Raw genomic sequence first — 20,924 nt, 5'->3', positions numbered from 1 at the left:
CTTCCTGGCTGACCGATGGATGTGGTTGAACCGCCCAGCCATCTCTCACCGAGGGGGAATCGTTGTTCCGCAGAGCAGTTGGTGGCTTTGCGGCGGGCATCTACAGCAAGTGAGCGGTAACACCGCATTCGAGGGTGCTGGTGGCATCGCGAACATCGGTGCCGACGCCGACGTGTTGGCCGTTCTCGTGCTGACCAGGTCGCAGGTACGCGACAACACCGCAGGCGGGCAAGGCGGCGGCATCCTCAACATCGAGGGCACGGCACGGCTGACCAACTCCAGGGTGATTGGCAACAGTGCCGGTGCCGGCGGTGGCATCTTCAAGGTCCGGTGGCATCTTCAAGGTCGGGGATGGCTCAGTGGTACTGACCCGGTCGCAGGTCAGCGGCAACACTCCGGACAACTGCGAGCCGTCCGGCAGCGTCCCCGGCTGTACAGGCTGACGACCTCGATCCGCCACTCTCCCCAGCCACACGCCACCACGGACCGCAGCCGGGAACGACGCCCCCTCTCACCCGAGAAGGTGGAGCCGTTCCGCCCGCATCCACGAGAAGACGGGCCACGCGCTGCGTCACCGGCTCGCCAACTGGGCACAGTCCGTGCGCCACCTGGTCGACGGGGTGTTCCCGCAACTCCCGGACGGCATCAGCGACCGGCCCGCGGAGTTCGGCCAAGACGGTCGTTGCGGTTGCTCAGCGGTCGAGGCGCCGGCGCGTGCTCTTCGTCAGCGGTCTCTGGGCGGGTGCTGCGCCATGGAGGGGGAAGACCTCTGCCGCTCCAACGCAGTGTCCAGAGCGCTGAGGATATGCGCAGGCAGCTGCAGGCTCTGCGGCCACTGCACGACGTACGCCGCCACCTCCTGCAGCTTGACATGTGTCTGCTGCGAGACCTCTGTGAGGGCCGCCCAGCCTTGCGAGGGCTCTATGCCGCCGTACGTGATCACAACGCCGACCGCCTGATCAAGCACAGCGTGCGTGCCGAGTGTCTGCTTCAGCTGCTTGATCTCCTCCTGCAGGTCGAGAATCTCGCGTTCGTGGTCGTCCCGATCAGGCATGTCGGATCCGCTTCTTTCCAAACGGTTGCCAGGTCACGGTGTCCCCCTGCCCCCTGGGCGACAGAGTAGGAGGGTGTGTCGCGTCACTACCGGAGCCCAACCGGGAGATAAGGCCAGGTCACAGCCGTCTCTGCGCCATCTGCGCAACCCAGTGTCGCTCTGCCTCGGCCGATGCTGTGCGGTGTACGGGAGGGGAGCCCCCGACATCCGCCACGACAGACCTGCGGTCGGCGACGGCGCCCCCTCCTCCCGGTACCGGCCGCCGGGTGACCGCACGTCCATCTGATCCGGGCATCTCGAGGCAGCTTCGGGACGTCGGCAGCGATCCTGGCTCGATCTTCCCTACCCGCCTGCCTGCACGGCCCGGCGGTGGCTGGAGAACCTCTCCGCGTATTCACCGCAGCCACCCGCAGAAACCCGGTGACAGCCGGACAGCGCCGGACCCCCTCCGCCGTCATCGGGGGCGGCCCGGCGCTTCTCCCCGTGCGACTTCACCCGCCCTGACCAGCAAAAAGCCCTCCCGATGGGAGGGCTGTCAGTGGGCGCCCCCGGCAGGACTCGAACCTGCGGCCAAGCGCTTAGAAGGCGCCTGCTCTATCCACTGAGCTACGGGGGCCTGTGGCGGGACCAAGGATAAAGCTCCTCGTTCCTTGACCCTGTCGCTTCGCCTCCGTGGCTCGATGTGGAGGTTCGGTGAAGCGGTCCTGATAATCGCAGGCAGGTACGAATCGTGCATCGCTTTTGGCCTCCGACGCACCGGGTGTTGTGCACTCGTTATGCCTGGCCTGTGCCTGTGTCCCGGTCATCCCTTCTGTCCGTTCTGTTCTGTCGGCGCGCAGACATGCCTATATGCTTCAGAATTCCCCTAAAATTGGGCATTCTTCGCATGTGGTGACCTTGGACGTACGGCCTCAGCTGATCGACACACTCTCCGCGCTGCGCGACCGTGTCGCCGCCGCACGCTTTCCGCTGCCCCTGGCCGGGGCCCCACGCGCGCGTGCCAACCGCGACGAACTCCTCGCGCAGCTCGACGACTACCTCGTACCCCGCCTCAGGGAGCCGGAGGCGCCGTTGCTGGCCGTCGTCGGCGGGTCCACCGGCGCGGGCAAGTCGACACTCGTCAATTCCCTGGTCGGGCGTCGGGTGAGCGAGGCCGGCGTGCTCCGGCCGACCACCCGGACACCGGTGCTGGTCTGCCATCCGGAAGATCATCACTGGTTCAGCAGCATGCGCGTACTGCCCGACCTCACGCGCGTGTGGGCACCCCGTCAGGACCCGGCCGACGACTTCCTGCTCTCCGGCGGCGAGGAGCCCGCGCGCGTGCTGCACGTCGAGACCGCCGACACGCTCCCGCGCGGGCTCGCGCTGCTCGACGCCCCCGACGTCGACTCCCTGATCGCCGACAACCGTGCCCTCGCCGCCGAGCTGATCTGCGCCGCCGACATCTGGATCATGGTCACGACGGCCGCCCGCTACGCCGACGCCGTCCCCTGGCACCTGCTGCGCACCGCCAAGGAGTACGACGTCGCCCTCGTCACCGTGCTGGACCGGGTGCCCCACCAGGTCGTCTCGGAGGTCTCCCGGCAGTACGGCGCCCTGCTCACCAAGGCCGGCCTCGGCGAGGTACCCCGCTTCACCGTGCCCGAGCTGCCGGAGTCCGCCTGGGGCGCCGGGCTGCTGCCCGCCACCGCGGTGGCGCCCCTGAAGAGCTGGCTCGCCCACCACGCCCAGGACCCCGACGCCCGGCAGCAGGTCATGGCCCGTACGGTGTACGGCCTCCTCGACTCGCTCAAGTCCCGTGTGCCCGAGCTGGCCGGCGCCGCCGCCGCCCAGTACGCGGCCGCCCTCCGGCTCATCGCCGCCGTGGACGCCGCCTACGACAACGAGCACGCGCGCGTGCGCGGCCGCCTCCAGTCCGGCGCCGTACTCGCCGGGGACGCCCTGAAACGCTGGCGGGCCTTCCCGCTGGACTGCACCGCCGCAGAACTCCTCGACGCCCTCGTGGAGAGCCTGGCCGCCCTCTTGCTGTGCGCCGTCACCGCCACCGACGAGCGCGTCGACGACTCCTGGCGGCGCGAGCCCGCCGCGGCCGCCCCCGGGCTCACCGGACGCGACCCCTCCCCGGAGGGCGCCGAGCACCGTATCGGGCTCGCGGTACGGCGCTGGCGGCGCGAGCTGGAGGAGTACGCCGAGGACGAGGTACGGGAGCTGGAACGGGCCACCGCACCGGACGCCGAGGTCGTCGCCGCCCTGGTCGCCACCGCGCTGCTCGGCGGGCGCCGGGCGCGCAGCGCGGGCGAGGGGCTCGCCGAGCGGCTCGGTGCCCACGGCGCGTTGCGGCTGCGCGACCGGGCCGGGCGGCTGCTCAGCGAGCGCGTGGACCGTGTCATGTACCGCGAACGCGACCGGCGCCTCACCCCGCTCTACGCCCTGGAGGTCCATCCCGAGCCCCAGGCCGAACTCATCGCCGCGCTGTCCGTACTGCAGAAGGAGAGGTGACCGGTGACCGCCGTCACTGACCAGAATCACACGGAGCACATGGGACACATGGAACACAGCGAGCGCGCGGACGGTCTCGGGGCAGTCCCGAGGGCTTCGGACGGCGCCACCCACGGTCCCCCTGCCGCCTCCGGCACGGAGGCCCGTGCCGTCGGCGCCGCTGACGCCGACAGCGCCGTCCGGCCCGAGGGCGCGGACAGCGACGACGGCGCCGGGACGGCCTGGGGGAGCGGTCCACGGAACGTCACCGAAAAAGGCGAGGAAGCCGGGGAGAAGTCCGCGAGTGTCAGCCGCACCGGGCCCGGGAGCGGGGGGCACAACGGGAGCGGCGGGGGCACCGACCGCGGCGAGAACGACGACCCCGCGCGCGTGCGCGGCGAGAAGGCCGACTCGCACCGGCCCGCGCGGGACGAGAGCCCGGACGGGACCCGGGCCAAGAGCCTGACGATGAACACCGACGCGGGTAGCGGTCCGGTCCCCCACCTGCCCCACCCTCCGTCCCCGCGTCAGGCCACGGGCGACCCGAAGGGCACGCCCAGCACCCCCGCCCTCGTGCCCGCTCCCGCCGCAGCCCCCGCCGCCGGCCCTGCACATGCCTCTCCGCCCGGCCCCGCCGCCGACGCGGACTCCGGCTTTTCCGGCTCCTCCGATTCCTCCGAGACCTGGGACGACGGCCTCATCGCCCGGCGCGTCACGGAGGCCAACGCCGCCGCCCTCGCCGCGGAAAGCAGCGCCGCCCTTGCGACCACGAGCCGCAGCGGCCCGAGCAGCTACACCCCCGCCCCCCTGGCGTACGACGGCCCGCTGCGTTCCCGCCTGGACGCCCTGCGCGAGCTCGTGGGGCTCTCCCGCACCCGTCTGGACAGCCACACCCTCGCCGAGGCGGGCCGCGTCCTGGACGAGGCGGCGGCCCGCCGCAAGCTCTCCGGCCAGCACACCGTCGTCGCCATCGCGGGCGCCACCGGCAGTGGCAAGTCGCAGCTGTTCAACGCGCTCGCCGGGGTGGCGATCTCGGAGACCGGCGTGCGGCGGCCCACCACGGCCGCCCCCATCGCGTGCAGCTGGAGCGACGGCGCCGCGAGCCTCATCGACCGGCTCGGCATCCCGGGCCGGCTGCGCCGCCGCCCGCTGCAGAGCGCGGACGCCGAGGCGCAGCTGCGCGGGCTGGTCCTGGTCGACCTGCCCGACCACGACTCCGCCGCCGTACAGCACCGCGAACAGGTCGACCGGATCCTGAAGCTGGTCGACGCGGTGATCTGGGTCGTCGACCCGGAGAAGTACGCCGACGCCGTCCTGCACGAGCGCTATCTGCGGCCCATGGCCGGCCACGCCGAGGTCATGTTCATCGTCCTCAACCAGGTCGACCGGCTGCCCGGGGACGCCGCCGACCAGGTCCTGGACGACCTGCGGCGGCTGCTCGACGAGGACGGCGTCGCGCTCGGCGAGTACGGCGAACCCGGCGCCAACGTGCTCGCGCTGTCCGCGCTCACCGGCGAGGGCGTCGGCGATCTGCGCGAGGCGCTCGGACAGTTCGTCGGGGAGCGCGGAGCGGCGGCCCGCCGGGTCGCGGCCGACATGGACGCCGCCGCGGCCGAGCTGCGGCCCGTCTACGCCGCCGGGCGGCGGGTCGGTCTGAGCGAGCAGACCCGCGAGGACTTCGCCGCACGGCTCGCGGACGCGGTGGGCGCCACCGCGGCGGGTGAGGCCGCCGAGCGCGCCTGGCTGCGCAACGCCAACCGGGCCTGCGGCACGCCGTGGCTGCGGCTGTGGCGCTGGTACCAGGGACGCGGCGAGCCCAACACGGGCCGCACCCCGGTGCGCACGCAGGCCGACGAGGAGGCCACGGCCCGCCAGCGTGTCGAGCAGGCGGTCCGTACGGTGTCCGACCGCGCCTCGGCCGGACTGCCCGCTCCCTGGGCGCAGGCGGTGCGCGAGGCCGCCGTACGCGGCTCCCAGGGGCTGTCCGAGACGCTGGACGAGCTGGCGGCACGCGCCGGGCTGCCGCCCGGGCGACCGCCCCGGCCGGGCTGGTGGCCGGTGGCGGTGCTGGTCCAGGCCTCGATGACGCTGCTGCAGGTCGCGGGCGGCGTGTGGCTCGCGGGGCAGATCGTCGGGGTCATGGCGCCGAACCTCGGGGTTCCGGTGCTGCTGATGGTGCTGGGGATCGTCGGCGGTCCGCTGGTGGAGTGGGGGTGCCGGATGGCGGCCAGAGGGCCGGCCCGGCGCTACGGCCAGGACGCGGAACGGCGCCTGCGGGAGGCTGCCGCGAGCTGCGGCCGGGCCCGGGTGCTCGAGCCGGTGGCGGCGGAGCTGCTGCGGTACCGGGAGGTACGGGAGCAGTACGGGCGGGTGGTGCGGTCCGGGACAGGGGTGGTCTGACGGCCTCCGTGTGCCCGGCGGGGGGTGACTGCGAGGGGGGTGGGCGAAGGGATTCGGAAGCGTGTGTCACCCGTGCGGGTGGCGGGGTTTTCCACAGGTGAGGGGGGTGTCCACAGCGCTCAGCGGGCTCGGCCCGGCGGAGGCAGTCTGAGGTCACGGTGATCGCACGGCGGGTCCGGCCGGAAGGACGGCGGGCGGGCGGGCGGTCGTCGGGTGTGTGGGCGCGTACCGCAGCCGTGGCGCGCGGTACGGCCGTCGTCCGGCAGCAGCACGGCATCCGTTCGGGCGCCGCGCGGCAACCGTCCGGCCGCCGTACGGCGTCGTACGGCGGCCGGTGCGCGCCGGCACAGCAGACGCAGCCGCACGGGACGGGCCCGTGCGCGTGTCCGCCCGGCCGCACCAGGCGCCGGGCGGGGGAGGGGAGCGAGGACATGAACGAGACCATCGTCTCTGTGGTGGGCAACGTGGCGACCCAGCCGGTGTACCGCGAGCTGGCGGCGGGCCCGTCGGCACGGTTCCGGCTGGCGGTGACCGCGCGCTACTGGGACCGGGAGAAGAGCGTGTGGACCGACGGGCACACCAATTTCTTCACGGTGTGGGCCAACCGTCAGCTCGCCGCCAATGTGGCCGCATCGGTCGAAGTGGGCCAGCCGGTCCTCGTCCAGGGCCGACTGAAGGTGCGCACGGAGGTGCGCGATGGCCAGCAGCAGTGGGCGTCGGCCGACATCGACGCCGTGTCGATCGGCCATGACCTGGCGCGCGGCACCGCGGTGTTCCGCCGCGCGGGCAAACCGGAGACACCGCCGACGCCGGCACGCCCGGAGCCGAACTGGGAGACGCCCAGGCCCGCGGAGCCGCCGGCCGACGGCACCGCCCAACCGACCCCGGAGCCAGCCGCGGTGACATGACGTCAGTCCCCGGACCGTGCGAACACACCGCACGAACCGGTGGATTTGTCGATATGCCCAGCTCATGGACGGCCCCGGCGATAACGATTGCGGATCGGATCGGCCATCGGATCATCCGACCGGCAGGCGAGGCGTCGCGTGATCCATAGGATGCCGGGCGTGCCCCTAGGGGCTGCCGATTCTGCTGGTGGGACCGTCCCCCACGTCCAACGGGTCCTGCTCGAAGGGGAATTCTGTGCTTGCTGCGCTCTCTGGGTTCTGCCGGTCCACCGGAGCGGGCCGCCTGGCCGCCACCGTCACGGTGTCCGGTCTCGTGGCAGCCGGCGTGCTGTCCGGGGCCGGTACGGCGATGGCCGACGTGGCCCCGCAGACCCAGGGTGGGGCGACGGCCACGAACAACGGTCTGAAGACGTACGGCGAGGCCGTGATCCACGAGGACGGCGGCGACCAGCGGGTGGACGCGGGGCTGTTCGAGATGTCCGTGGACGGCGGCGGCACCCTGCAGACGTACTGTGTCGACCTGCACAACCCCACCCAGCGCGACGCCCACTACCAGGAGACCCCCTGGAGCGGCACCTCGCTGGGCACCGACAAGGACGCCGGCAAGATCCGCTGGATCCTGCAGAACTCCTACCCCCAGGTCAACGATCTCGCGGCGCTCGCGCGGCGGGCGGGTGTGCGGTCCCTGACCGAGCAGGACGCGGCGGCCGGCACCCAGGTGGCGATCTGGCGGTACTCCGACGGGGCGAAGGTGGACGCCGTCGACCCGCAGGCCGAGAAGCTCGCCGACCACCTCGAGAGGAGCGCCCGGAACACCGCCGAGCCGCAGGCCTCGCTCACCTTGGACCCGCCCGCCGTCTCGGGCCGTCCCGGCGATGTGCTCGGGCCGGTGACCGTGCACACCAACGCGGCCGGGGTCATGGTGATCCCGCCGGCGGACGCGGCCACCAGCGGGGTGCGGATCACCGACAGGACGGGCAAGGCGATCACCTCCGCGAAGGACGGCAGCCGGCTCTACTTCGACATCCCCGAGGACGCGCCCGACGGCACGGCCCAGTTGACGGTGCAGGCGTCGACCACGGTGCCGGTGGGGCGGGTCTTCGCCTCCGACAGCCGCAGCCAGACCCAGATCCTGGCCGGCTCCAGCGAATCCACGGTCTCCGCGACGGCGACGGCCGGCTGGGCCGCCGAGGGCGCCGTACCGGCGCTGTCGGCGCGGAAGAACTGCGCCAAGGGCGGGGTGGACATCTTCGCGGCCAACAAGGGTGACAAGCCCTTCACGTTCGCGCTGATGGGCGTCGAGCACACGATCCCCGCGGGCGAGTCCCGCACGGTGACCGTGCCGCTCCAGGAGGACCAGGCCTACGACTTCACGATCACCGGCCCGAACGGCTTCAGTCACCGCTTCACCGGCGTTCTCGACTGCAAGACCCAGGGCGCGATCACGACCCGGGCGGCCCGCGGCCACAACGAGCTCAGCCCCGCCACGGTGGGCGGCACGGCGGTCCCCGAAACCGACCTCGCCGCGACGGGAGGCTCCGCGATCACCCCTCTGATCGCCGGGGTGGCCATCGGCCTGGTGGTCATAGGCGGCGCGGTCCTGGTGATCCTGCGCAGGCGCGAGCAGCCGGGCGAGTGACCCCGTGGACATGTTCGACGTCGAGCGGACGACCCCGTACGAAGTCAGGCTGATCGCCGCGGGCAGGACCGCGACCATCCCTGGTGAGCCGATCGTGAACGGCGAGGATCACTGGCAGTTCGCGGTGTACCGCACGGACGTGACGCACTGGGACGACGGGACCCCGATGTCCGCTGAAGAACGTGCCTGCGCTCTCCGGACCCTCACCGAGCGCGGTACGCGCCTGGACTGAGTCCACGGACGTCCGAGGCCTCCAGGGGACGCGGGAGCGGCGGCCTGGCCCGATGCGGCCCGATGCGGATCCTGAGCTCGCAGATCGCCCTGCCGCCGTCACGGCATCCCGGTTTGCCCCGCGGGACAGCCGCGTCACATCTCCCTGTGGTCCGTGTCCGGCGTACGCGCGTTGCGCGTCATCAGCACCTCGAGTGCCTCGTTGAGATACGCCTGGAACTCCGGGCTCTCCTCCGGGGGCAGGACCGAGGGCGTCACGTGGCCGAGCTGGGCGTGCCCCAGATAGGCGGTGTACGCGAGCAGTCCACGGCGGCGGGCCTCCGGTTCGGGAAACCCGAGGTCGGCGAAGAGCTGCCTGAGGTACGCCAACCTGCGCTCGGTCACCCGCCGCAGGGCCGCGGCGACTTGGGGGTGCGTCGCGGTGACGAGCAGTGCGACCTCGAGCGGATCGGCCGTGGCCGACCTGAAGGCTTCGGTGAAGAGCAGACGGATCCGCTTCTTCGGGTCCGGTTCCGCCTCGACCTCGCTGATGGTGCCCTCGGTGTGGAGCTCCGCCCAGCGGTGGAGAGCTGCCTCGATGAGGGCGTCCCGGTTGGCGAAGTGCCAGTAGAAGCTGCCCTTGGTCGCGCCGAGCCGGGCCGCCAGGGGCTCCACGGCGACGGCCGCGACACCGCCCTCGGCGATCGCGCCGAGCGCCGCGTCCGCCCAGTCCTGGGCGGTCAACCGGGCTCTTCCCCCTGGCTGTTGCTGCCGTTGCGTCATGGCCATACGCTACCGTATGGTTCGGCCATACGGTGGCGTATGGAGGTAGGCGATGGCCGCGATACTCAATGTCCACGAGCGTGTGATCGCCGCTCCCGCGGAGGCCGTCGGCGCCTTGCTCGACCGCCTCTCCGCCGCGGACGACCCACTCTTCCCGACCCCGGCCTGGCCGCCGATGCGCCTCGACCGCCCGCTCTCCGTGGGCGCGGACGGCGGACATGGCTCGATCCGCTACCACGTCACCGCCTATGAACCCGGGCGCCGGGTCCGCTTCGACACCCCGCCGGGCGCCGGCCTCGACGGCTACCACGAGCTGACGGTCGCAGCGCTCGGCGCCGAGCGCTGCCGAGTGCGCCATGTCCTCGCCTGCGAAGCGCGCGGCCGAGCCCGGCTTCAATGGGCCTGTGTCGTACGGCCGCTGCACGACACCGTGATCGAGGAGATCTTCGACAACGTCGAGCGGGCTGCGGCGGGCGGTGTGACCCACCCGGTGCGCTGGTCGCCCTGGGTGCGGCTGCTGCACCGCCTCGGCTGGGCCCGGCCCGAGGCCGTCGACACACCGGCGGCGGCCTGGCTGATCCGCGCCTCCCTCGACCGCGCCGACTACGAAGACGCGTACCGGATGAAGCTCCTGCCGGGCCTGCCGCGCGACCCGGCGGCCTGGACGGGCGTCCTGCGCGACAGCTTCCCGGTCCTCGCCCAGGCGGACGGCGAACTGCTCATGGACGTGAACACAGCGGGTCTGACGGCCCGTGCCTCGATCCTGGTCGATGAGCGGTACGTCACCCTCAGCACGGCGGTGCAGACCGACAGCCGGCGGGCACGGCTGTACTGGGGTGTGGTCGAACGCGTCCACCCCTTCATGGCCCGCACCATGCTCCGGCGCACCCACCGCAGGCTGGCCCTCGCGGCGCCCAGCGCGGGAGACCGCGGCTCGGCCGCCCTCCGACGGTGACCGAAGTGACGGACGTGCCCGCCCTCCGACGGTGACCGAAGTGACGGACGTGCCCGCCCTCCGACGGTGACCGAAGTGACGGACGTGCCCCAGTCCAGCAGCGAAAGCCCCGGCTCAGAGCCCTCAGCCACGTCCGCAGGGGCGTGCGTGGGAGCAGCCACGTCGGCGACGAAGCCCCAACCTGCCCCGAATGCGGTCCACGGCTGGGCCGATCGTCGTAGTCGCCCACTTGGGCGATGCCCGGATGCAATGTGTGCACGCTTCCGTACGGTCGGTTGCAGGGCCGGGATGTGCCTGGCCTGCCAAGTCGGGAGGTTCGTGATGCGTCGCATCGGCTCGACACTCGCCACACTCGCCGCAGCCGGAGTGCTCGCGCTCGCCGTTCCGGGCTCGGCCTGCGCCGCGAACGGGTTCCTCGCGATCGACGGAGTCCGTCACAACGACCCGCAAGGCTGTTTCGAGATAGCTCACCTGTCAACCGTCTTCAACTTCACGGACACACTTGCCCTGGTCCACAACGTTCCGGGCTGCGCGGGCGGGGTCGTCCAGGTCGTCCCTCCTGGGTTGGCAGTGCAGGTGCCCGGAACGCACAGCGTCTTCATCGGTTGACCAGACTCCGATCAACCGCTGGCCGACGGTCGACGGCGAGCCCGCCCCCCGATGTCCAGCGGGTCTGGTCGCGGGCACGCCCGTTCAGGGGCCGATCGACGACCCGCGCCGGGCCGTCCCCGGTCCGCTCGAGGGTGCCCGAGGCCACTCGGCAGCGACCGACAGTGACGGACGACCACGGCCGCCCCCACCGAACCCCAGGTCAGCGCCCCCGCACCTCACGGGTTTCCGGCCCAGGGGTGGCCGTACGGCAAGATGGTGTTACTTGCCAGGGGTAGGCACGAAAAGGCCCCTCACCAGCGGTTTCTTCCCCAATGAGGCGCCGTGTCAGGCGACTTGGGCCGTCCTAGTGCGGGTTGGGGGATCGGCTCGTTACCCGCAGATCGCTGAGTCTGCGGAAAACGAAGCTGGATCCACTCAGGAAGATGAGAATGGATCAGTGGATATAGCCCGTCTGGTCCTGGACTTCACCAAGGTGTTGGCCTGGCCCTTGGTTGTGTTGTTCATTGCCTATGGCTTCCGAGACGAGGTACGGAGGTTGTTGCGGCGAGTGCGCAACCTCAGTGCTGTGGGAGTAGACGCCGAGTTCTCGGAGGCGGTCGAAGCGGCCAGCGCCGGAGTTGAGGCCGCTGTACGCGAGAGTCCACCTTCACAGGAGGCTCTGGAGCCCGCCGGTGGGCCCGCTGAGGGTCAGCAATTGACTACTTCAGAGACCGCCCCTGGTTTCAGTCGTCGGCCTGCTCCGCTGACAGCGATGGCGTTCGTGAGCCCCGATGGAGCGATGATGGCTGCCTGGCGTCAGGTTGAGAGCAAGCTCTCTGAGATGGTGCCGAACTACGAAGACATGAGGGAGCGCGGCAAACTGTTCATGCTGATCACTAGGAGCGAGTACTTCTTCCCCCGAGACATCAGCGGGGCACTTCAGGACCTGAAGAGGATGCGCAATGAGGTCACTCACGTAGTTGATCAGGGACGGATACCGAGCCCCGAAGCTGCGGCAGAGTACGTCGAGAGCTGCCAAGCCATGGTCGAGTGGCTAGACGAGTATCGGCGCAGCCCGGCTTGGGAGAGTGCGGTCGAAAGACTTCGCTCCCTGCCCGGGTCCCAGTGACCTTCCTGATCTGGGCACTACGCGACCTCGACCAACGGCTCAGTGTCGCCGGCCTCCACGAGGCCGTCGGTGTACAGCAGGAGCGTGTCACCGGCCTTGAACGGGAACGTGTGGGAGGTGCGGATGTCCTGGGTCAGACCGCACATACCCAGCGGCGGCGCAGGGGAACTCGGGACTCTCGTCACCTGCCCCCGGCTGATGAGCAGGGGCGGCGGGTGCCCGCAGCAAGTCGGTCGCGCCACAGAACCGTGATCGGGGATCTCCAGTAGCAGCCCGGTGATGAAGTGCTGTGCACCTTCCACCTGCGCAGCGCCCGGCCGGATGGAGCCAGCAGTGGTAGGCACTCGCCGGCCGGTGAGGCTCCCCCGAGAGCGGCTGTCGCCCCTCAGGCGAACGCCCACCATCACTGAGCCCCCGCGCTCCCTGCGACGCCATTTCAGTTGGGGAGCTTACGGTGACATATGAGTGTCGCGGCGATGGCAGTGAAGGCGAGGAAGTGTTCCGGCTTTCGCTCGTAGCGGCGGTGGAGGCGTCGGCAGCCGGACAGCCAGGAAACGGTTCGTTCCACGACCCAGCTGTGCCGGCCCAGCCGTTGGGAGGACTCGATGCCCTTGCGGGCGATGCGGTGTCGGATGCCGCGGGAGGACAGCCACCGTCGTAGGTGCTGATAGTCGTAGCCCTTGTCTCCGTGCAGCTTTCCGGGGCGGCGGCGTCGGGGGCCGCGACGTGAGCGGATGGGTGGGATGCCGCGGACCAGCGGGACGAGGGCCTGGCTGTCGTGGAGGTTCGCGCTGGAGATACCGATCGACAGCAGGCCGCGGCGGTCGACAATGAGGTGGATTTTCGATCCGGCTTTGCCGCGGTCGGTCGGATTCGGTCCCGTCAGCTGCCCCCTTTGAGGGCCCGGACGCTGACGGAGTCGATCGCGCATCGCGACCAGTCCAGCTCGCCGCGGGAACCGAGTTCGTCCAGGACCAGGCGGTGAAGCTTGGCCCACACCCTGGCCTCGGTCCACTCGGTGAACCGGCGGAAGGTCACTCCCGACAGTCCGAAGCCTGGTGGCACCTGGACGACCCAACGTGACCTGAGCGTCATGTCCTGTCCCGCGGTTGCACCGATGCGCTGCTGAGAGACGATGGGAGGTGGGTGGGACAGCCACATGTACCGCTACATCTGAGGCGAGGAGGCGTACCATGCCCGCTTCTCGATCCGTCGCAGCCCCAGTCCTGGAACCCTCTGCCCGGGAGCTGACGGAGGCCACGTCGCCACATCCGCGCATCTACGAGGTCCCGCCGGAGAACGGCCGCGAGATCCTCGATGGTCTCCAGGAAGGGAAAGGGGTGGCCAAGCCGGCGGTGGACGAGGACTGGGTGACCATCGACGCCGGGCAGTACGGCAACGTCCGCACGCGTATCATCCGTCCCCGGGGAACGATGAAAACCCTCCCGGTGGTCCTGTACATCCACGGTGCCGGATGGGTGTTCGGCGACGAGAAGACGCACGACCGGCTGATCCGCGAACTGGCGGTCGGAGTGAACGCCGCGGTGGTCTTTCCCGTCTACGACAGAGCCCCCGAGGCGAAATACCCGACTCAGATCGAGCAGAACTACGCGGTCGGGAAGTGGATCCGCCAAAACGGCGGAGAACAGAACCTCGATGCCTCACGGATAGCGGTCTGCGGCGATTCGGTGGGCGGCAACATGTCGACGGTCTTCGCGCTGATGGCCAAGGAACGCGGAGATGTGCAACTGGCTGCCCAGGTGCTGCTGTACCCCGTGACCGATGCGAACTTCGACACTCCGTCCTACCAGCAGTTCGCCGACGGCTACTACCTCACTCGCGACGGGATGAAGTGGTTCTGGGACGCTTATACCTCTGACCCCAAGCAGCGCACCGAAATCTATGCCTCGCCGCTGCGGGCCGACATCGAGCAGCTCCGTGGCCTTCCCGCCACACTGGTCATCACCGACGAGGCCGACGTACTGCGTGACGAAGGCGAGGCCTACGCGGCCAAGCTCCGCGAGGCAGGAGTGGACGTCACCGCGGTCCGAGTGCTGGGAATGGTCCATGACTTCCTGATGCTCGACAGCCTCCGCGACTCCAAGGCGACCACGGTCGCGCGCACACTCGCCATCGAGGCGCTGCAACGAGCACTGCACCCCTGAAGCGTGTCGCATTAGGCCGTGAGGCGGATGAGGGCCTCCTGCCGCCGACCGTAGAAGGCCCTCACCCATCACAGAACTCGGCTGTGTCTTCGAAAGATCTTGAGTGGTGGATCATGGTCGGGTGATACGTCGCCATGAACTGTCCGATGTCGAGTGGGAGTTCCTCGGACCGCTGCTGCCGGTGTCACTGCGCGGCCGGAAGCGGCTGGACGACCGAAAGGTGCTCAACGGGATCGTGTGGAAGTTCCGCACCGGGACGGCCGGCGGGACGTTCCGAAGCGGTACGGCCCGTGGGCCACGCTGCATACCCGCTTACGACGGTGGGCACTGAACGGCACCAGCAAAATCCACCTGGCCTGCGACCGTGTCGGCCGTCCGATCGCCTTCACACTCACAGGCGGCAACACCAACGACTGCACCCAGTTCACCGCCGTGATCAGGAAGGCCAGGGCGAACATGGCGAGCGTGATGTGCCGGTGCCATGAGGTCCAGTGCCTGACCTGGTAGTGGTCGAGTCCGACCTTGCCTGCCTGGAAGCGGACGTCAGCGACGCGGACCAGCTCCGCCAGCGCCACCTCGGTGGGTGACCAGCACAGGTAGAAGGCGAGTTCACCGGTGATCCGGTTGCGGCGGATGAGCAGGTGGCGGTGGCTGACGGTGCCGATGTGGATCCAGGCCCAGTCGTAGTAGCGCGGGTCCTTCGCCCCGGGGCCGGCACTGTGCCGTTGCCAGGCCGTGGCGGGTAGGCGGTGGGCCAGGGTGTCGGCGCGGATGGAGGTGCGGCCCTGGTTGACCCGGACCCGGACGGAGCACGCGACCGCCAGCACGATGCCGCCGGTGGCCGACACCATGGGGCGACGCCGGGTAAGCCCCGCAACCGCTACGCATCAGCGACGGCCCGCGCACTGGTGGGCGCGGGCCGTTGAGGACGGCGCTGTCGGCAGGCCCGAGCTGGCGCCGCCATGGGGTGGCCGCGCGGCTGGGCATGGTCGCGGATGGTGCGCCGCACGGCTGTTGTTGAGGCGGGACATAACGGCGCAGACCGGGTGCAGGCGCCGATGGGTTTCGTGGCTGGTGCGCCGACCGGCTACTGCCGGCTGGCGAGGATGCCAAGTGGGCTTCTGGAGGGTTCGGGGCGGCTTGCCGATGGCGGGTGAACCCTGCGGCAGTGGTGGGCGGTTGGGAAGGCCCTCGTCAGGGAAGGTGCGTGCGGTGCAGGTGGACGAGCAGGCGCCAGACCCGCTGCGCGATCTCGGTGGGAGTGGCCTCGATGAGACCGTGCAGCCAGTCGGCAAGAACCCCGGCGAAGGCCGCGGCCACGGCCGAGGCGACCAGGTCGGGCTCCGGTGCACCAGCCAGTGTCCGCTCGGTGTGGCTGCGGGCCCGCAGATCCTGGTGGAGCACATGGCCGAGGGGGCCGCTGCCGCCCGGGCGTAGCAGTTCCCGGTAGAGCCCGGCGTGCGGGGCGAGACGGTCGAAGAAGGCAAGCAGGGCGGGCGGCGGGGTGTCGGGATCGGGTGAGCCGCGCCACGCGTGCAGGGCATCCACGGCTTCGCGGACGATATCGACGCAGGCGTCGACGGCGAGCGCCTCCAGGTCTGCGTAGTGGAGGTAGAACGTGGCGCGGCCAACTCCCGCCCGGCGCACCAGCGCGGCGACGCTGACCTCCGCCAGCGGGCGGTGGGCGCACTCCTCCAGCAGTGCCCGGCGCAGCTTGGCCCGGGTGCGTGCCGTACGGGGATCTGCCTGCACGACGGTCACCGGGCAAGCAGGACGGCGGCGAGTGCCAGTGCCCCGGGCAGCGCCTGGGCGATGAAGATGCGCCGGTTGGCGGTGAATCCGCCGTACAGCCCGGCGATGAGCACGCAGGCGAGAAAGAAGACCTGGACCCGGAACCCGGTCGGATTCTCTGCTACGAGAGCCCAGACCAGTCCGGCAGCCAGGAACCCGTTGTAGAGGCCTTGGTTCGCGGCGAGCGGGGCGGTGGCGCGAGCCATGGCCGCATCAAAGCCGGAGAGCCTGCGGCCGGTTCTCCTCTCCCACAGGAACATCTCGAGAACCAGGAAGTACGCGTGCAGCGTGGCCACCAGCGCGACCAGCACATTCGCAGTTGTCTCCATGGGGTACGCCACTCCTCAGCTTTATAGACGGGTGTCCAGAATACATGGACACCCGTCTAGTACTCCGCTCTGGTTTCGCGATCTTGCGGCGGATCCAGCTGGGAACGGGTACGGCCACCGCGTGATCACCGGTTGGTGTGTGGACAAACGAAGATCGTGCGGTGGCCGCGGGCCATAGCGTGGACCCTGGCCGTTGGCGGGCGATGTTCGACCAAGTCAGGGCCCGGATCGCGGGCCGCTTCGGCCGAGTTGAGCCTCGGGCCACGGCCCGCGCCTGTCTGCTCGGGCTGTTGTCGGATGTCGAGCGCAAGAACTGCTGGCAGCTGGCCGAGCAGGCCGGCCACGTCCGACCCGGGCCGATGCAGCGTCTGCTGCGCTACGCCCGCTGGGACGCTGATGCCGTTCGTGACGACCTGCGCACCTACGTGGCCGACCACTTCGGCACCGACGGCGGTGTGCTGATCGTGGATGAGACCGGCTTTGTGAAGAAGGGCCGCACCTCGGCGGGGGCGCAGCGACAGTACACCGGGACGGCGGGACGCATCGAGAACTCCCAGGTCGGCGTGATCCTCGCCCTGAACACCAGCCGGGGGCGGGCCCTGATCGACCGCCGGCTCCACCTGCCCGAGCACTCGTGGTGCACCGGTGACGAGCGTCGCCACGCGGCCGGGATACCCCAGACGGTGCAGTTCGCGACCAAACCCTGCCTGGCCGAGGGGATGATCGGCGCCGCGCTGGACGCCGGCATCACCGCCTTCTCAGCATCCGAACGGCGGCGAGCCGGGTACGCGCGTGTATGGTCAGCAGCTCTCCCGACTCGAAGAGCAGTTGCTCGGCCTCGTTGGACAATTGGAAGAGGTTGCCCACACGGAATGCCCGGCCGCCGACCTGGATGATGTCGCCGCGCCGAACAGTGGCCGCGGTGACCTCGACGTTGGATGCCAGCGCGCCGCCGGGTACAAGGGCGCTCACCGCTTCACCTCCGCGGGTGCTGAGGGGACGAACGGCGAGTGGCACGGGCAGTCGCACGTCTCGTAGACAACCGGCAGGTCGGCCGGTGCGGGGGCGGGGGATGACTCCGCGCAGGCGGGGTGCGTACCGATCCGGCATGCGGTCGATCGGTAGGAGGCGGCCGAGGCGTCCTCGATGTGAGGCTGTCGGCGGGAAGGCATCAACGGACACCCGCCAAGGCCAACCAGGCCTCAGCCGGCAGATGGGAAGCGACGACCACCGGGCGTGGCCGCACTCGTCTCTCCCAGGCCGGCACGTACGGGCGGACGAGCGCGTTTTCCTCGCCCCTGATCGGGTGTCGATGGTTCGCACTGTCGGAAGCCCGGCCCAGGATGACCGTCGACCTGTCAGCGGACGCAGGAAAGGCGGGCGCGGCCGGTGACCGGAAGGGTGCTAAGGGGCGGCGATGCCTGCCCTTGGGGGCGTACCGCGCTCTGGTGAGCGAGACGGCACGGCGGATACGGTTGAGCACGCTACTCAGCTCCTATCGCTGATGGCAGGTCCCCCGACATCGCCCGTCGTGGGGACCGCTTTGCGTATGACCGCCCAGAGGGTGCGGCCGTTCAAGCCGGTGGCGACGAGACCGAATCGATCGGCTTCCGCCACCGCTTCCAGGGCCTCCCCCCATGAGTCGGCGGAGAGCGAGTCCGGCACTTCCGCTTCGACCCCACGCGTACCGGTCGTGCTCCTCCACTCGCGCGGGGAGCCCGACGGCGGACAGCCGGGCAGCGATGGCCGCCGCGCTAACTCCCGAAGCGGGCACAGGGCAGTCTCCGTAACCGGCGATCACTTTCAGTGAAGTTAGTTAACTAGATGGGAGCTAGTGGACTAGATTTTCCATATGGCTGAGCAGCCGCCCTATCTCCGCATCGCCGACGAACTCCGGCGCCGGATCGCGGAGCACGTATGGGAGTCGGGGGACCGTCTGCCCTCCCGTGCTCAGATCGGCCAGGAGTGCGGCGTGGGCGAGAACGTCGTCCGCCGCGCGCAGGAACTGCTGATCTCCCAGGGTGTGCTGGAAGGCCGCGCCGGGTCGGGCACGTACGTCGCCGAACCCCGGAAGCGGGTGCGGGTCGTCCGGTCATCAGCCCGGGAACAGCCCAGCGGATCGCCGTTCCGCGCGGACATGAGGGCCGTGGGCAAGCAAGGTGATCGGGAGAGCCGGACCGATGCCAAGATCCCGGCGCCGGCGGACATCGCGGCGCGGCTCGGCATCGCCGAGGGTGACCTGTGCGTCCGGACGACGTACGAGTTCCTGGCCGACGGCAGGCCGGTGCAGCTGTCCACGAGCTGGGAGCCTTACGACCTCACGGCCGGCACCCTCGTCGTCCTCCCCGAGGGAGGCCCGCATGCCGGAGCGGGTGTCGTGAATCGCATGGCCGCGATCGGCGTCACGGTCAGCCACGCCGTGGAGCAGCCCGAGCCGAGGCAGGCGACGGCCGAGGAGGCGTCGATACTCGGCATCCAGAAGGCCGCGCTCGTCACGCACATCCGGCGGACGTACTACAGCGACCAGGGGCGGCCCGTGGAGACGGCGGACATCGTGGTGCCCGCCGCGCACTGCGAGATCGTCTACGAGATCCCGATCAACCGATAGCCCGCAGTCAGAGAGGGGGGCGCTGGGCCGTCCCTGGGCCGTGCGAGGGTGCCCGAGGCCACCCAACGGCGACCGACAGTGATGGACGACCACGGCCGCCCCCACCGAAACCCCAGGTCAGCGCCCGCGCACCTCACGGGTTTCCGCCCAGGGGTGGCCGTACGGCAAGATGGGGTGTATCTGCCCACTGCCAGATTTCAAGCTGCCGGACGGTTTCTCTTGGCTGAGTTCATTTACACCATGCGCAAGGCGCGCAAAGCGCACGGCGACAAGGTGATCCTCGACGACGTCACCCTGAGCTTCCTGCCGGGAGCGAAGATCGGTGTCGTCGGCCCGAACGGTGCCGGTAAGTCGACCGTGCTGAAGATCATGGCGGGGCTGGAGCAGCCGTCCAACGGTGACGCCTTCCTGTCTCCCGGCTACAGCGTCGGCATCCTGCTGCAGGAGCCCCCGCTGAACGAGGAGAAGACCGTCCTGGAGAACGTGCAGGACGGTGTCGCCGAGATCAAGGGCAAGCTCGACCGGTTCAACGAGATCGCCGAGCTGATGGCGACCGACTACTCCGACGCGCTGCTCGACGAGATGGGCAAGCTGCAGGAGGAGCTGGACCACGCCAACGCGTGGGACCTGGACGCTCAGCTGGAGCAGGCCATGGACGCCCTGGGCTGCCCGCCCGGCGACTGGCCCGTCACCAACCTCTCCGGTGGCGAGAAGCGCCGCGTCGCGCTCTGCAAGCTGCTGCTGGAGCAGCCCGACCTGCTGCTCCTCGACGAGCCCACCAACCACCTCGACGCCGAGTCGGTGAACTGGCTGGAGCAGCACCTGGCCAAGTACCCGGGCACCGTCGTGGCCGTCACCCACGACCGGTACTTCCTGGACAACGTGGCCGGCTGGATCTGCGAGGTCGACCGCGGCCGCCTGCACGGCTACGAGGGCAACTACTCCAAGTACCTGGAGACCAAGGCCACCCGTCTGAAGGTCGAGGGCCAGAAGGACGCCAAGCGGCAGAAGCGGCTCAAGGAAGAGCTGGAGTGGGTGCGGTCGAACGCCAAGGGGCGCCAGGCCAAGTCCAAGGCCCGCCTCGCGCGGTACGAGGAGATGGCCGCCGAGGCCGACAAGATGCGGAAGCTGGACTTCGAGGAGATCCAGATCCCGCCGGGCCCGCGCCTGGGCAACGTCGTCGTCGAGGTCGACAAGCTCAACAAGGCCTTCGGTGAGAAGGTCCTCGTGGACGGCCTCAGCTTCACGCTGCCGCGCAACGGCATCGTGGGCGTCATCGGCCCGAACGGCGCCGGCAAGACCACCCTGTTCAAGATGATCCAGGGCCTGGAGACCCCGGACTCCGGCGACATCAAGGTCGGCGAGACCGTCAAGATCTCCTACGTCGACCAGAGCCGCGCGAACCTCGACCCCAAGAAGACGCTGTGGGAGGTCGTGTCCGACGGGCTCGACTACATCAACGTCGGACAGGTCGAGATGCCGTCCCGCGCGTACGTGTCCGCCTTCGGGTTCAAGGGGCCGGACCAGCAGAAGCCGGCCGGTGTCCTCTCCGGTGGTGAGCGAAACCGCCTCAACCTGGCGCTGACCCTCAAGCAGGGCGGCAACCTGCTGCTCCTCGACGAGCCCACCAACGACCTCGATGTCGAGACCCTCTCCAGCCTGGAGAACGCGCTGCTGGAGTTCCCCGGCTGCGCCGTGGTCGTCTCCCACGACCGGTGGTTCCTGGACCGGGTCGCCACCCACATCCTCGCCTACGAGGGTGAGTCGAAGTGGTTCTGGTTCGAGGGCAACTTCGAGTCGTACGAGAAGAACAAGATCGAGCGGCTCGGACCGGACGCCGCGCGTCCGCACCGCGCCACCTACAAGAAGCTGACCCGGGGCTGA

The 20,924-nt window shown here is 70.1% G+C and carries 19 protein-coding genes, 1 tRNA gene and 3 pseudogenes; 13 read left to right on the top strand and 10 right to left on the bottom strand.

The window, feature by feature from the left end; all coding sequences use genetic code 11:
- Positions 1-724 precede the first annotated feature (724 nt).
- Positions 725-1,054 (bottom strand): ANTAR domain-containing protein, encoded by a 330-nt coding sequence (locus tag ACIHEJ_RS16170; RefSeq protein ID WP_400135483.1) that lies wholly within the window; start codon positions 1,052-1,054, stop codon positions 725-727.
- A 543-nt stretch (positions 1,055-1,597) separates the two neighbouring features.
- Positions 1,598-1,670, bottom strand: a tRNA-Arg gene (locus ACIHEJ_RS16165).
- A 272-nt stretch (positions 1,671-1,942) separates the two neighbouring features.
- Between ACIHEJ_RS16165 and ACIHEJ_RS16160 the strand changes: the two genes are divergently transcribed.
- The 5 genes from ACIHEJ_RS16160 to ACIHEJ_RS16140 all read left to right on the top strand — a co-directional run bounded on the left by ACIHEJ_RS16160 (position 1,943) and on the right by ACIHEJ_RS16140 (position 8,711).
- Positions 1,943-3,553, top strand: a complete 1,611-nt coding sequence (locus ACIHEJ_RS16160; protein WP_400135481.1) for a dynamin family protein — start codon at positions 1,943-1,945, stop codon at positions 3,551-3,553.
- A 39-nt stretch (positions 3,554-3,592) separates the two neighbouring features.
- Positions 3,593-5,932 (top strand): GTPase, encoded by a 2,340-nt coding sequence (locus ACIHEJ_RS16155; RefSeq protein ID WP_400136128.1) that lies wholly within the window; start codon positions 3,593-3,595, stop codon positions 5,930-5,932.
- A 431-nt stretch (positions 5,933-6,363) separates the two neighbouring features.
- Positions 6,364-6,840 carry a single-stranded DNA-binding protein gene (locus ACIHEJ_RS16150; RefSeq protein WP_400135479.1) on the top strand — a complete coding sequence of 159 codons (477 nt, stop codon included), beginning with the start codon at positions 6,364-6,366 and terminating at the stop codon, positions 6,838-6,840.
- A gap of 283 nt (positions 6,841-7,123) precedes the next feature.
- Positions 7,124-8,479 carry a Cys-Gln thioester bond-forming surface protein gene (locus ACIHEJ_RS16145; RefSeq protein WP_400136125.1) on the top strand — a complete coding sequence of 452 codons (1,356 nt, stop codon included), beginning with the start codon at positions 7,124-7,126 and terminating at the stop codon, positions 8,477-8,479.
- 4 nt (positions 8,480-8,483) lie between these two features.
- Complete coding sequence (locus tag ACIHEJ_RS16140) at positions 8,484-8,711, top strand: hypothetical protein (protein ID WP_400135477.1); 228 nt, start codon at positions 8,484-8,486, stop codon at positions 8,709-8,711.
- Between the two features lie 134 nt (positions 8,712-8,845).
- On the opposite strand, the gene ACIHEJ_RS16135 is transcribed toward ACIHEJ_RS16140, so the two are convergent.
- Entirely contained in the window at positions 8,846-9,433 is a 588-nt protein-coding gene (locus ACIHEJ_RS16135) for a TetR/AcrR family transcriptional regulator (RefSeq protein WP_400135475.1), read from the bottom strand.
- Positions 9,434-9,524: 91 nt separating this feature from the next.
- On the opposite strand from ACIHEJ_RS16135, the gene ACIHEJ_RS16130 reads away from it, so the two are divergent.
- The 3 genes from ACIHEJ_RS16130 (at position 9,525) to ACIHEJ_RS16120 (ending at position 12,147) form a co-directional block, all read left to right on the top strand.
- Positions 9,525-10,427, top strand: a complete 903-nt coding sequence (locus tag ACIHEJ_RS16130) for a DUF2867 domain-containing protein (protein WP_400135473.1) — start codon at positions 9,525-9,527, stop codon at positions 10,425-10,427.
- Between the two features lie 321 nt (positions 10,428-10,748).
- Positions 10,749-11,036 carry a hypothetical protein gene (locus ACIHEJ_RS16125; RefSeq protein ID WP_400135472.1) on the top strand — a complete coding sequence of 96 codons (288 nt, stop codon included), beginning with the start codon at positions 10,749-10,751 and terminating at the stop codon, positions 11,034-11,036.
- Between the two features lie 439 nt (positions 11,037-11,475).
- A complete protein-coding gene (locus ACIHEJ_RS16120; RefSeq protein ID WP_400135470.1) occupies positions 11,476-12,147 on the top strand; it encodes a hypothetical protein in 672 nt (223 codons plus the stop codon).
- Positions 12,148-12,164: 17 nt separating this feature from the next.
- Here ACIHEJ_RS16120 and ACIHEJ_RS16115 read toward each other — a convergent pair whose 3' ends face one another.
- Positions 12,165-12,551 (bottom strand): PP2C family protein-serine/threonine phosphatase, encoded by a 387-nt coding sequence (locus ACIHEJ_RS16115; protein ID WP_400136122.1) that lies wholly within the window; start codon positions 12,549-12,551, stop codon positions 12,165-12,167.
- Positions 12,552-12,583: 32 nt separating this feature from the next.
- Positions 12,584-13,215, bottom strand: a pseudogene (locus ACIHEJ_RS16110) (IS5 family transposase); the annotation flags it as partial.
- Positions 13,216-13,340: 125 nt separating this feature from the next.
- Between ACIHEJ_RS16110 and ACIHEJ_RS16105 the strand changes: the two are divergent.
- Together ACIHEJ_RS16105 and ACIHEJ_RS16100 are read left to right on the top strand one after the other, a co-directional pair.
- A complete protein-coding gene (locus ACIHEJ_RS16105) occupies positions 13,341-14,312 on the top strand; it encodes an alpha/beta hydrolase (RefSeq protein WP_400135468.1) in 972 nt (323 codons plus the stop codon).
- A gap of 103 nt (positions 14,313-14,415) precedes the next feature.
- Entirely contained in the window at positions 14,416-14,643 is a 228-nt protein-coding gene (locus tag ACIHEJ_RS16100; RefSeq protein WP_400135466.1) for a transposase, read from the top strand.
- Here the strand turns inward: ACIHEJ_RS16100 and ACIHEJ_RS16095 are convergent.
- The 3 genes from ACIHEJ_RS16095 to ACIHEJ_RS16085 form a co-directional block, all read right to left on the bottom strand.
- Positions 14,537-15,163 carry a hypothetical protein gene (locus tag ACIHEJ_RS16095; RefSeq protein WP_400136150.1) on the bottom strand — a complete coding sequence of 209 codons (627 nt, stop codon included), beginning with the start codon at positions 15,161-15,163 and terminating at the stop codon, positions 14,537-14,539. The two genes, ACIHEJ_RS16100 and ACIHEJ_RS16095, sit on opposite strands and share 107 nt — an antisense overlap.
- Before the next feature lie 343 nt (positions 15,164-15,506).
- Positions 15,507-16,064, bottom strand: coding sequence for a TetR/AcrR family transcriptional regulator (locus ACIHEJ_RS16090; RefSeq protein ID WP_400136119.1), 558 nt, complete (start codon positions 16,062-16,064; stop codon positions 15,507-15,509).
- A 5-nt stretch (positions 16,065-16,069) separates the two neighbouring features.
- Positions 16,070-16,432, bottom strand: coding sequence for a DUF1304 domain-containing protein (locus ACIHEJ_RS16085; protein ID WP_400135464.1), 363 nt, complete (start codon positions 16,430-16,432; stop codon positions 16,070-16,072).
- Between the two features lie 203 nt (positions 16,433-16,635).
- Here ACIHEJ_RS16085 and ACIHEJ_RS16080 point away from each other — a divergent pair.
- Positions 16,636-17,124, top strand: a pseudogene (locus ACIHEJ_RS16080) (IS701 family transposase); the annotation flags it as partial.
- A gap of 55 nt (positions 17,125-17,179) precedes the next feature.
- Here the strand turns inward: ACIHEJ_RS16080 and ACIHEJ_RS16075 are convergent.
- Positions 17,180-17,404, bottom strand: a complete 225-nt coding sequence (locus ACIHEJ_RS16075; protein WP_400135462.1) for a hypothetical protein — start codon at positions 17,402-17,404, stop codon at positions 17,180-17,182.
- 516 nt (positions 17,405-17,920) lie between these two features.
- Positions 17,921-18,206, bottom strand: a pseudogene (locus ACIHEJ_RS16070) (hypothetical protein).
- Positions 18,207-18,284: 78 nt separating this feature from the next.
- Here ACIHEJ_RS16070 and ACIHEJ_RS16065 point away from each other — a divergent pair.
- Together ACIHEJ_RS16065 and ettA are read left to right on the top strand one after the other, a co-directional pair.
- The gene (locus ACIHEJ_RS16065) at positions 18,285-19,040 is read left to right on the top strand and encodes a GntR family transcriptional regulator (protein ID WP_400135460.1); all 756 of its coding nucleotides are present in this window, start codon (positions 18,285-18,287) and stop codon (positions 19,038-19,040) included.
- Between the two features lie 219 nt (positions 19,041-19,259).
- Positions 19,260-20,924: an energy-dependent translational throttle protein EttA gene (ettA, locus tag ACIHEJ_RS16060; protein ID WP_400135458.1), complete on the top strand. Its 1,665-nt coding sequence runs from the start codon at positions 19,260-19,262 to the stop codon at positions 20,922-20,924.

This window comes from Streptomyces sp. NPDC052301 (assembly GCF_044593395.1).
Taxonomy (GTDB): Bacteria; Actinomycetota; Actinomycetes; order Streptomycetales; family Streptomycetaceae; genus Streptomyces.
Note: the sequence above shows the minus strand (reverse complement) of the source record. Positions and strands in the feature narration are given on the sequence as shown.

Coding starts and splice junctions, on each gene's coding strand:
- ACIHEJ_RS16170 (WP_400135483.1), bottom strand. CDS start 1,054: ATGCCTGATCGGGACGACCACGAACGCGAGATTCTCGACCTGCAGGAG.
- ACIHEJ_RS16155 (WP_400136128.1), top strand. CDS start 3,593: ATGGGACACATGGAACACAGCGAGCGCGCGGACGGTCTCGGGGCAGTC.
- ACIHEJ_RS16150 (WP_400135479.1), top strand. CDS start 6,364: ATGAACGAGACCATCGTCTCTGTGGTGGGCAACGTGGCGACCCAGCCG.
- ACIHEJ_RS16130 (WP_400135473.1), top strand. CDS start 9,525: ATGGCCGCGATACTCAATGTCCACGAGCGTGTGATCGCCGCTCCCGCG.
- ACIHEJ_RS16125 (WP_400135472.1), top strand. CDS start 10,749: ATGCGTCGCATCGGCTCGACACTCGCCACACTCGCCGCAGCCGGAGTG.
- ACIHEJ_RS16115 (WP_400136122.1), bottom strand. CDS start 12,551: ATGGTGGGCGTTCGCCTGAGGGGCGACAGCCGCTCTCGGGGGAGCCTC.
- ACIHEJ_RS16105 (WP_400135468.1), top strand. CDS start 13,341: ATGCCCGCTTCTCGATCCGTCGCAGCCCCAGTCCTGGAACCCTCTGCC.
- ACIHEJ_RS16095 (WP_400136150.1), bottom strand. CDS start 15,163: ATGGTGTCGGCCACCGGCGGCATCGTGCTGGCGGTCGCGTGCTCCGTC.
- ACIHEJ_RS16085 (WP_400135464.1), bottom strand. CDS start 16,432: ATGGAGACAACTGCGAATGTGCTGGTCGCGCTGGTGGCCACGCTGCAC.
- ACIHEJ_RS16065 (WP_400135460.1), top strand. CDS start 18,285: ATGGCTGAGCAGCCGCCCTATCTCCGCATCGCCGACGAACTCCGGCGC.